This is a genomic window from Pseudomonas sp. SDT291_1_S447 (assembly GCF_054070155.1).
The window spans coordinates 19,604-29,763 of sequence record NZ_JBSVXS010000068.1 but is presented as its reverse complement, the minus strand read 5'-3'; the positions used below and the strand labels follow the sequence as shown (position 1 = coordinate 29,763).

General features: G+C 57.3%; 13 protein-coding genes. 9 read left to right on the top strand and 4 right to left on the bottom strand.

Annotated features, from left to right (window positions below; genetic code table 11):
- Positions 1 to 300 precede the first annotated feature (300 nt).
- The 7 genes from ACW9IR_RS19655 to ACW9IR_RS19625 all read left to right on the top strand — a co-directional run bounded on the left by ACW9IR_RS19655 (position 301) and on the right by ACW9IR_RS19625 (position 5,191).
- On the top strand, positions 301 to 1,035 hold the full coding sequence (locus ACW9IR_RS19655; RefSeq protein WP_457464761.1) for a PA3715 family protein: 735 nt from the start codon (positions 301 to 303) through the stop codon (positions 1,033 to 1,035).
- A gap of 29 nt (positions 1,036 to 1,064) precedes the next feature.
- Positions 1,065 to 1,790: a PA3715 family protein gene (locus ACW9IR_RS19650; RefSeq protein WP_457464759.1), complete on the top strand. Its 726-nt coding sequence runs from the start codon at positions 1,065 to 1,067 to the stop codon at positions 1,788 to 1,790.
- A 4-nt stretch (positions 1,791 to 1,794) separates the two neighbouring features.
- A complete protein-coding gene (gene fos / locus ACW9IR_RS19645) occupies positions 1,795 to 2,211 on the top strand; it encodes a fosfomycin resistance glutathione transferase (protein WP_457464757.1) in 417 nt (138 codons plus the stop codon).
- A 60-nt stretch (positions 2,212 to 2,271) separates the two neighbouring features.
- Positions 2,272 to 2,910, top strand: a complete 639-nt coding sequence (locus tag ACW9IR_RS19640; RefSeq protein WP_034153111.1) for a LysE family translocator — start codon at positions 2,272 to 2,274, stop codon at positions 2,908 to 2,910.
- Between the two features lie 79 nt (positions 2,911 to 2,989).
- Positions 2,990 to 4,339, top strand: a complete 1,350-nt coding sequence (locus ACW9IR_RS19635; protein WP_457464754.1) for a diguanylate cyclase domain-containing protein — start codon at positions 2,990 to 2,992, stop codon at positions 4,337 to 4,339.
- A 116-nt stretch (positions 4,340 to 4,455) separates the two neighbouring features.
- Positions 4,456 to 4,611 carry a KGG domain-containing protein gene (locus tag ACW9IR_RS19630; RefSeq protein ID WP_007911485.1) on the top strand — a complete coding sequence of 52 codons (156 nt, stop codon included), beginning with the start codon at positions 4,456 to 4,458 and terminating at the stop codon, positions 4,609 to 4,611.
- 76 nt (positions 4,612 to 4,687) lie between these two features.
- Positions 4,688 to 5,191, top strand: coding sequence for a DUF4142 domain-containing protein (locus ACW9IR_RS19625; protein ID WP_102900233.1), 504 nt, complete (start codon positions 4,688 to 4,690; stop codon positions 5,189 to 5,191).
- A gap of 89 nt (positions 5,192 to 5,280) precedes the next feature.
- On the opposite strand, the gene ACW9IR_RS19620 is transcribed toward ACW9IR_RS19625, so the two are convergent.
- Complete coding sequence (locus ACW9IR_RS19620) at positions 5,281 to 5,691, bottom strand: low affinity iron permease family protein (protein WP_102900234.1); 411 nt, start codon at positions 5,689 to 5,691, stop codon at positions 5,281 to 5,283.
- A 164-nt stretch (positions 5,692 to 5,855) separates the two neighbouring features.
- Between ACW9IR_RS19620 and tam the strand changes: the two genes are divergently transcribed.
- Complete coding sequence (tam, locus tag ACW9IR_RS19615) at positions 5,856 to 6,626, top strand: trans-aconitate 2-methyltransferase (protein ID WP_457464752.1); 771 nt, start codon at positions 5,856 to 5,858, stop codon at positions 6,624 to 6,626.
- A 216-nt stretch (positions 6,627 to 6,842) separates the two neighbouring features.
- Here the strand turns inward: tam and ACW9IR_RS19610 are convergent, their stop codons facing one another.
- On the bottom strand, positions 6,843 to 7,571 hold the full coding sequence (locus tag ACW9IR_RS19610; RefSeq protein WP_457464750.1) for a class I SAM-dependent methyltransferase: 729 nt from the start codon (positions 7,569 to 7,571) through the stop codon (positions 6,843 to 6,845).
- Between the two features lie 571 nt (positions 7,572 to 8,142).
- Here ACW9IR_RS19610 and ACW9IR_RS19605 point away from each other — a divergent pair.
- The gene (locus ACW9IR_RS19605; RefSeq protein WP_102900237.1) at positions 8,143 to 8,505 is read left to right on the top strand and encodes a DUF6124 family protein; all 363 of its coding nucleotides are present in this window, start codon (positions 8,143 to 8,145) and stop codon (positions 8,503 to 8,505) included.
- Positions 8,506 to 8,581: 76 nt separating this feature from the next.
- Here the strand turns inward: ACW9IR_RS19605 and ACW9IR_RS19600 are convergent, their stop codons facing one another.
- Positions 8,582 to 9,841, bottom strand: coding sequence for a type II toxin-antitoxin system HipA family toxin (locus ACW9IR_RS19600; RefSeq protein WP_457464747.1), 1,260 nt, complete (start codon positions 9,839 to 9,841; stop codon positions 8,582 to 8,584).
- Entirely contained in the window at positions 9,834 to 10,151 is a 318-nt protein-coding gene (locus ACW9IR_RS19595) for a helix-turn-helix domain-containing protein (protein WP_102900239.1), read from the bottom strand. Before ACW9IR_RS19595 ends, ACW9IR_RS19600 begins: the two co-directional genes overlap by 8 nt.
- Positions 10,152 to 10,160 lie beyond the last annotated feature (9 nt).

Here is a 10,160-nt window from a genome sequence, read left to right as displayed (position 1 = left end):
TTGATCGCATTTCAACTGAAGAAACGCGATCCCTGTGGGAGCGAGCCTGCTCGCGAAGACTGACTTCCAGACACTGATAAATCACGGATTGGTTCCATCAGTTAACAGCCACCCCATTTTTCTCAAACATACGAATCAACACCACCCTGGCAATCGCCAACATCGCCCCAACACCCGCAACGCCGTCAACGACTTCTCGCTACCAAGCGGGAAATGCACTTTGGTTTACTGATGATTCGGTTGAAAGGGCCGATACAGCAGGGGATAGTGCGCGGCTGAAAAGTGCTCAAGGAGCGGGAAGTGACAGTGAAGTCTGGCTGGATCGGGTGTGCGGCATTGTGCGGGTGGTTGCTGGCGGGGCAGGCATTGGCCGATTGCGCACCGGCGCCCACGGCGCATGAGATGGATTTTTCCCTCTGCAAGGAGTGGCCGGCGTATCCCGGGCTGACGCTCACCGCTGCTGCCAATTTCTCGCCCGATCCGGTGTATGGCGAGTCAGGGACTGTGGGTCTTTACGATCTGCGTTTGGCCTTGGTGGCGAGCGCAGACTCGCAGCCGTTAGCGAGCTTTTATCAGCCCTCCGCATTCTCCGTGGATGCCATCGCGCTTGATGAACTGAAATTCGATACTGCCCGCTATAAACTCTCACCTCAGTTGCAGGCTTTTGGTGTGCGAGTGCGGTTTAAAGGGTCTTCCCGCGTGAATCCTCTGGATCAAACCTGGTTGTCGCTTTATGTGAAAGACGGCAACGCATTGCGTCCTGTCATGAATCGGCTGGTGGTTTATGAATATGGCGGGGAGTGGGATGGCAATTGTGCAGGAGAGCGCTACGAGACTACGCGAACCGTGGCGCTGGCCAAGACCAGCAGCCATGGCTTTGCCGATCTGATGATCAAAACGATCCGTAGCTCGACCGTTGGCGAGGGCGAAGGCGAGGCGTGTGTATCCAATACCGTCACGCAAAAACCGGTCTTGACGACACTTCGCTATGACGGCAAAAACTACGTAATGCCTGAAGATTTCAAAGGCCTCTAAGACCGATGTCTTTTACTCAAGGAAGAATAATGTTCTCGCGTACTACATTGCTGGGCTCGTTCATCGCGATGGGCCTTTTTACAATGGCCGCTCAAGCCCAGGCCGCCTGCCAGACCAAAGACTTCGACGGCAAATCCCTGTCGCGCTGCAAAATCTGGCCCGCCGTGCAGAATCAGGCGATCGCGGTCAAATCCACCTATCTTGCCGACGCCGGCGACGATGATGCCGGGGTGTTCGATCTGGATCTTTCGATCGTCAACGCCAGCACTTACAACCCCATCGTCACTTACCGTAAACCGGGGGCTTACAACTCCGATGCCGTGCGCTTTGAGGATCTGCGCATCGATACCGCCCGTTATCGACTGGCGCCGGAGGTTCGGGCTTTCGGTCTGCGTTCAAAGTTCGCGCACAGTTCCCACGCCATTCCCTACGAGAAAACCGATCTGGCGCTGTACGTTCGCGAAGGCAACGAGTTGCGCCCGGTGCTGGAGGGTTTGGTGGTTGCCAAGAGCAACGGTGAGTTCATGAATGATTGCGAAGGCTACACAAAGACGATTCGCCGAACCGTCGAGATCGGTCCTTCCAGCCATCATGGTCTGGCCGATTTGATCGTTACCACCAGCGGCAGCAAAATGAAAAACACCCAGTCGGGTAAAGAGTGCGTTTCCAATACCACTCGCCTGAAGCAAAAACAGATCACCCTGACCTACGACGGCCAGCAATACATCGTCCCCGAAGACCTCAGAGGTTACTGACCGCATGCTCACCGGCCTCAACCACCTGACCCTCGCGGTCAGCGATCTGAACCACAGCCTGGCGTTCTATCGCGATGTGTTGCAGCTGCGCGTCGAAGCCACGTGGGACGCCGGCGCTTACCTGTCGCTGCCGGGGCTGTGGTTGTGTCTGTCGCTTGATCCGCTGCGTTCAAGCGAACCGTGCGCCGAGTACACCCATTACGCTTTCAGTCTCAATACGGCCGATTTTCCAGATCTCGTGCAGAAGCTAAAAGCCGCGAATGTGCAGGAGTGGCGCGACAACCGCAGCGAAGGTGCGTCGTTCTACTTCCTTGATCCCGATGGCCACAAGCTCGAAGCCCATGTCGGCGATCTCGCTTCGCGACTGGCAGCCTGCCGGCAAAAACCGTACGCCGGCATGCGTTTTTACGACGAGTCATGATCAGACACATTTGTCTGTTATAGACTGGCGGCCACGTGTTCTGGCGCTTGCAGGTTTTCCATGACTCCATCGTTGCTAATGGCCGTGCTGGCCTCGGGTTTCATTTACGGGATTACGCCCGGGCCGGGTGTACTGGCGGTGTTCGGCATCGGTGCAGCCCACGGGCGACGGGCCGGGGCGGGGTTTCTTTGCGGGCACCTGCTCGGTGATGTGGTCTGGTGCAGCACGGCGCTGATCGCGATTGTCGGCGCCCGGGAAATCGGCAGCACCGCGTTTGATGTGCTCGGTGTGCTCAGCGGTTTGTACTTGTTCTGGCTCGGCTGGCGCGCAGTGCGCGCCCAGCGTCGCAATGGTGACGAGCCGCAGGGCGCGGCGCGCAAGCCGTTCTGGCACGGCATTCTGTTCGGGCTAACCAATCCCAAGGCCTACCCGGTCGCCGTTGCGACCTTCACTGCGTTGCTGTCGAGCCGCGCCGAACTGCTCAACTGGTCGATGCTGCCGGCGCTGATTGCCCTGAGTTTCCTCGGTGGCCTGCTGGCCTACGCTATTCTGATTGGCGTGGTCGGCGCGCAACGGGTACGCACGCTGTATCAGCGTCATGAGTTGCTTATCACCCGCTTGTGCGGCGTGATGTTTATCGGTTTTGCCATCAACGCGCTGGTGCATGCACTGCCGGGGCTGATGCCGAACAAGGCTTGAAAATGTGTGCAGGGAGGCGCAATAAAAAGGTCAGGGATGGTTGATCAGTGCTGCATTGTCCGGACACCCACGCTGAACCATGGAAAGCCGAAATTCCGCGCCGTTGGCGAGTTTTATCGATCTGTTGCTGGACGCCGTTTGCGCGGTCGACAAGCAGGGTCGCTTCGTTTTTGTCAGTGCTGCTTGTGAGCGTGTTTTCGGCTATTCGCCTGAAGAGTTGATTGGCCGGCAAATGATCGAGCTGGTGCACCCGGCGGATCGGCAACGCACCCTCGCCGCCGCCAACGAAATCATGGGTGGCGAACCCAAGCTCAACTTCGAAAACCGTTACCTGCGCAAAGACGGCAGCGTCGTGCATATCCTCTGGTCGGCGCGCTGGTCGGAAGTCGATCAACTGCGCATCGCCGTGGCGCGCGACATCACCGAGCGCAAGCAGGCCGAGTCGCGCCAGGCAGCGTTGTACGCGATTTCCGAAGCGGCCCATGCGGCGGAAGATCTGCTGGCGCTGTTCAAGCGCATTCATCTGATCATCGGCGAATGGCTGCCGGCGATGAATTTCTCCGTGGCGCTGTACGACGAGCACTGCGCACAACTGAATTTCCCTTATCACGTCGACGATCACGAATTGCAGCCCGAGCAACCGGGCACCGTCACCGGGCGGCTGTGCACGGAAGTTATCCGAAGCGGCCAGCCGATTCTGCTGACGCCGGACAGTGCAGATTCTCCAGCCGATTTCGCCGAGTTGGTGGTGGGGCAGAACGCGCCTTGCTGGCTCGGCGTGCCGTTGAACTCGAAAAACGGCACCATTGGCGCCTTGATCGTCAAAAGCCTGCCCGGCGGCGAGCGCTACACCGAGCAAGACAAGGAACTGCTGCAATACGTTTGCGCCCAGGTCGCCACGGCCATCGAGCGTCAGCAATTGCACGCCCGCCTGCGGCGCATGGCGCAGTACGACCAGCTGACGCAGCTGCCCAATCGTGAATTGCTGCGCGATCGCTTGAAAGCCGCGTTGGCCGGCGCGCGCGAACAGTCCGGACATATGGCGTTGTTGTATGTCGACCTGGATCGCTTCAAACAGGTCAACGACACCTTCGGCCATGCCGTCGGCGACATGCTTCTGCAAACCGTGGCTAACCGCCTCAAGGGCTGCGTGCGCGAAACCGACACGGTGGCCAGAATTGGCGGCGATGAATTTGTCGTACTGCTGCACAGCGTTCAGGTCTCGGAAGATGCTGACGGCGTGGCGGAAAAAATCCGACAGGTGCTGGTGCAACCGATGCGTCTCGATGGCCACAACCTGCACATCGAACCAAGCATCGGCGTGGCCCGCTATCCAGAGCACGGCCGTGAGGAACAACAACTGTTTCGCCACGCCGATCAAGCAATGTATGCCGCCAAACGCTTGAACCATCACGCGTTGAATAGTTGATCCGGGGTCGCCGTTCGTCGCAGCGACTGCAACTTTTCTAAACCTTTGCCGGCCAGAAAATTCTCAATCTAGGCGGGCACCTGCTCGCCACGATCATTACCAAGAGGTAGAGAATCATGCCTAATTCAAGAAACTCGAACTCGGGAAACTTCGCCAACGATCGAACCAAGGCCTCTGAAGCAGGTCGCAAAGGTGGGAAAACCACCACAACGACCGTCGACAAAGAGCCAAAACCAGACATGGGCCGTAAGCCCGCTCAGAAATCGAAGTAGTCGGTGAAGGTAGTTTTGATTGAGAGGCGGGGGCGTAAGCTCCCGCTTGAATTTCGCAAGTAAGGAGGGCGCGACCATGAGCCGGATGGCCACCCGTATACGTACTATGAGTTTTGCATCGCTGTTGGGTCTGTGTGCCAGCAGTGCTTTTGCCCAGTCGCCCGCCGATTTCATCAACGATGCCTCGGCCAAAGGCATGGCCGACATCGAGGCCAGTCGTCTGGCCCATAGCAAGGCCGAGTCGAAAGAGGTCAAGGACTACACCATCGTCGTCATCAACGACCGCACCACGGCCAACCAGCACTTGGCGAAAATCGCCAAGAAGCTCGACCTGCCCGTCGCGCCGCGTGAAGAACTGGCCGATAAGGCTAAAGAATTGATGCCGCAAGTGACCGACGGCGCCTCCTTCGATCAGGCCTATGCCGCGAGTCAGGTCAAAGCCACTGAAGAGGCCATCGAGCAGATTCAGCAGCAAGCGCAGACCACCGACGTGCCGGAGATTAAAGCGTTTGCCGACGAGACATTGCCGAAACTGCAAAGCCATCTGGAGAAGGCTCGCGCCTTACAGGCTAGCCGCTAATCAAGGTTAAAAGATCGCAGCCTCCGGCAGCTCCTACACCTGTTTATGTAGGAGCTGCCGAAGGCTGCGATCTTTTGTTTTTAAAACCTTCAGCACTCATTCAAATCCTGCTTCGACTTGCTCTTCTCGCCCAACCCCTCAAGATTGAACACCTCACCCTCGCCCAACGAACGGTAGTGCCTGCGCAACGCCTCCAACTGCTTCAGATCCAGCGCCTCCAGCCCAAGCATCGCGTTCTGCGCCTCTTTGGTCACCAAGAGCAATTCATCGATTTTCAAATGGAGAATATCGGTATCGCGGTTCTGCGTGTTCTGGATCAGGAACACCATCAGGAAGGTGATGATGGTGGTCGAAGTATTGATGATCAGTTGCCAGGTGTCGTTGTAATCAAAGATCGGCCCGCTCAAACCCCATATCCCGATCAGGATCAATGCGCCCATGAAGGTCTTGGGACTACCGGCCACCATCGCGAGCTTCTGGGAGATTTTTGCGAATTTCATAGCCGTGTTCCTTATTGGGAAGAGTCTTGAAATTCAGACATCTGCGGCTGGTGGAAAATTCTAATTACAAATCCGCCCACGTCACCGGACGTTGGTAGGAGAGGCAGGCGCGCCAGATCGCGGTATCGTTACCAACCGCTGAAATGCCCCGACAGGAGAACGCAATGAGTTGGTCCGCCAAACAATACGTCGCTTTCGAAGATGAACGCACCCGCCCGGCCCGCGATCTGCTGGCGGCGATTCCCACGCCTGAAGCGCGAACAGTGGTCGATATCGGTTGCGGTCCCGGCAACTCGACGGAGCTGCTGGTGCAGCGTTTTCCGGGGGCGAAGGTCAGCGGGCTGGACAGCTCGGCAGACATGATCGACGCGGCTCGCAAGCGCTTGCCGGATCTGCGCTTCGCTGTCGCCGAGATTGATAAGTGGGCCGATGCAGGGCCGTTTGATGTGATCTTCGCTAATGCCGTATTGCAGTGGGTGCCGGATCACGCGACGTTGTTGCCGACTTTGGCCAGCAAGCTGTCGGCGGGTGGCAGTCTGGCGATCCAGATGCCGGACAACCTCAATGAACCCTCCCACCGTTTGATGCGTGAAGTCGCCGCGAATGGTCCGTGGGCGAGCAAGCTTTCCGGCGCTGCGGGGCAGCGTACCGACATGGCCAGCGCCAGTGATTATTTTTCGATGCTGCGACCACACTGTGCGCGGGTCGATGTGTGGCGTACGACCTATCACCATCAACTGTCAGGCGGGGCGGCGGGGGTGGTGGAGTGGTTCAAGGGGAGCGGGTTGATTCCGTTTTTGAATCCGCTGACCGAGGCGGAAAAGGCGCAGTACCTGGAGCAATACCTGGCGGAGGTTGAGAAGGCTTATCCGGCGTTGGCGGATGGCTCGGTGCTGTTGCCATTTCCACGGTTATTTATCGTCGCGACGCGCTGAAATAAATTGGGCCTGTTTTTCGGCTGGAGATTTTTGGTGCGCTTTCGGACGGACCCCTCATCGGAACGCCGCCCGCCCAGCCCTCTCCCGAGGGAGAGGGAGCCGATGCGTGTCGCTTCCAAAACCTGAGTTCGCCTCGATTTTGCACGTCGGCGTAGATCGTACTGGCACCGCGGTCAGTCCCCTCTCCCTTTGGGAGAGGGTTAGGGTGAGGGTTCAGCGCTGCACCGCCACCAACATCATCATCGGCCGCTCCCGCTCTTCTGCCAGCGCCGGTTGCGCCGCCACTTCCGCATCGCTCGGCCCCCATTCATTGACACGTCGAATCGAGAACCCCGCATCGATCAGCGAATTGAGCAATGTCCCAACCGTACGATGCTGCTTGATCACGCCTTCAGCCAACCAGTTCGTAACCCGCTCACCCTCCAACTGATAGCTGTCCAGCGGCCAACGCTTGTTGCCTTCAGCGTCAATCAACCAGCCCGGATGACGCGGCGCCATAAAGATTGGATGCTCAATGGAAAACACAAAGTGCGAACCCGGTTTCAGTGCCGCATACAGGTGCGCAAACAGCCCCGGCAGATCCTTGATGTAATGCAGCGCCAGTGAACTGTAAGCCAGATCAAAACTGCAGGCAGGCAAGTCGAGCTGTTCCAGATCGGCGCGCTCATAACGAATGTTCGCCGCCGTCGTGGTTACTCGCGCCCGCTCCAGCATCTTCTCCGAGACATCCAGCCCCAAGACACTGGCCGCGCCATTCTCAATCGCCCAGCGACTGAACCAGCCATAACCGCAGCCCAGATCCACCACATTCAAACCGTGCATGGATGGCAACAGCGTCTTGAGCGCAGGCCACTCCGGCGCCGCGTCGAGGCCACCGATTGAGCGGTTCATCTGGCTGTAGCCTTGAAAGAATTCGGGATCGTCGTAAATGTTTTGCGTCATGGTGAAGGCTCTTTTGAGTTCTGTCGTCAGCGGCAAAGTGGCCGCGATTGGAATCCCTCGAAAGTGATGGCGCGTATTCGTCGATGGCCGCGCAGGGGGAGGGTGGTGGCTGATAGGGAAATGCTAGTCGGTCGAGAGGAAGGTGAAAATCGATGGAGTGTTGTGGATCTGTAATGTCAGAAAATGCTGCAAGGTTTTTGTCTGCTTAAACGCATTCGGTGGCCAGTGTTTATAAGTGTTCGGTGTTACGTCCTGAAGCCTACAAATCCTTGCGCCGTTGCCTACCGCTACGCCAGAATCCGCCGGCTTGTGCGCTTGGGAGGTGGTCGGTAACTTGGTTCACGTCACTGATTTCCAGTGATCGGGTTTAGTAGCCCGGCATCCTCAATCTAAATAGCTGCATGAGTACCACTCAGTCAGGCGAATGCTTGCACCTGATGGTGGCTGTGCGCATGGCGCCCTCGGGTGCGCCGGATTTGGATTGGGGTCCGGTCTACTAACTTGCGCACAGCTGCCACCCATCCGTTTAGTAGCGAGATCGGTTGCGGCCTTACTAAAAGGTCTCAATCCAATGTTCAAAGTTACGCCCAATCCGCCGGAAACCGATCCGGCATCCCCCTACGAATCACCCAACTCAAAGAAATTCCACGAAGCCGCCGAACGCGCGCTCGACCACTACCTCAGTCCGACCGCGCAGATAATGGGTTCCACCCGTGAACCCGAACCGATGTATCTCGCCAACCCCACCTATGACACCGAATCCCTGCTGGCCAACGCCAGCGAAACACTCGGCTCGGCCACCACCATGCTCAACAACTTCGCCGCGCTGCTCGACACCTCACACCGCAAGACCGCACTCGGCATCGCGCAGGTCGTCATGCTAGGGGAATTGGCGGTGAATCAGGCCCTGGATAAGGTTGTGCCGGCGGATTAACCCTAACGCTTTAATAAGCCAAAGAAACCGGCCAATTAGCGCCGGTTTCTCGAGACTGCTACTTGGTAGTACGAATTCAGGCAAGTAGCCCGATATTTTGGTCGATGCGTTGTTGAATGGTGCGCAAGGTTTCCTGGGTGATCACACCCGGATACAAACTTTCAGCCACGGCTGAGAATCGGCTAGCTACCTCGCAAAATCTGTCAATGATGTCGGCGGCCGTAGCGGCGTTTACTTCAGCCTCCACTGCAAGGTTAAGCAGGCGTTCTCTTCCAATTTCCAAGGCTTCACCCATCACGTCCATCTGGTGATAGCCTCCCGGCCCCTCGCAGAAAGTGACGTCATAGGCCGGCGCTAATTTCCAGTCTCCGCCAGGCGACATGATGTAAGCAAAGTTCTTCGGATGGTCGTCTCGGTTGTTGAATGCGACATTGAAGACGACCCGCTCAAACGCTGCGGCTTTCTCTCGTACGTCATTGCTGCACTTATGAGTCGCACGCAGGAAGTTGACGTAGTCCAGCGCCCCGGGGGATCTGAAATCCGCACCGGTAAAGGCTGCAAGACTCTGCATGGGCACCCGCAAGTCGTTTTGTCGGTCAAAGCGTTTGGTGGCAAAAGCGGCCATTCCCTCAGACAGGCTGAAATAACGAGTGTCAGGAGTCTGGATACCACACAAGCGTAAACATTCGGCGTAGACCATTTCGATGGCGCACACCTCGGGATGTTCTTGCTGAGCCGGAAACTTCACCAACCAGGCTTCGAAACCGGGAGTGGCAGCCGTAGTAAAGGCGTCAGTGTGCGGATCGCGATATACCAGCGCTTTGGGTCGGGCGCCCTGTGGAGAGCCTCCGATCAGTAGCAACTTCTGGAGAAGCTCTCCACCTTTACCTTTGAGTACCTCCTGCACTTCGGACGCGAGCAACTCGATGGGAACATGCATTTGCGGTTCCAGCGCCTCGGGTGCAACAGGTTCAAACGACATGGCCCCCATGGCATTGTTGCCAATGTAGGCTAGCCGCTCCAAAGGGCCTATTCGCGCGGGGTTGAGGCCTCGACGTTTGAACAATCGGTCCATCAGTAACATGCCCCAGCCATCCGGCAGCGAGTCATAAACCGGCCCAGGCAGTCCCAACTGATGTGACGGGAAATCCCGGTTTAACCTGGCTCCCTGTAATGGAAGCCTCAAGGAGGAGAGTTCCAGCCCTCTGTTTTTTGCCTCATCGCTGTACTCAAACATGACCTGCGGGCGACCGGTCAGGGCTTTCGTCGTAGCAAGTGTGCCCCACCGCCAACGTTCACCCCAGCCCGCGTAGTAGACGTCAACTTGTTCAAGCATTGTCGGCTTTCCTTTTGATGCGATGACGCTTGGCCGTCTTTTCGTAGCGAATCATATCGTCAAGAGTTTCGAGCCTTGGCAGAAACAACCCTTCGAGCTCCTTTTCGCGTCCGAGAACCATCGCCACTCGCACCATGTTGTCGAAACTTACATTACGACCGGCTTCAAGGTTTGACACCGTATTCGTCGCAATGCCCGCGCGAGCGGCCACGTCTGCTTGTGTCATCTCCAAGGCCAATCGCTCTGTGCGCAGGCGTTGGCAAATCCGTTTGACGATCTCGCTCGCGGTAGTGAGGCTTAAATCCAGCATGTCGTGTGT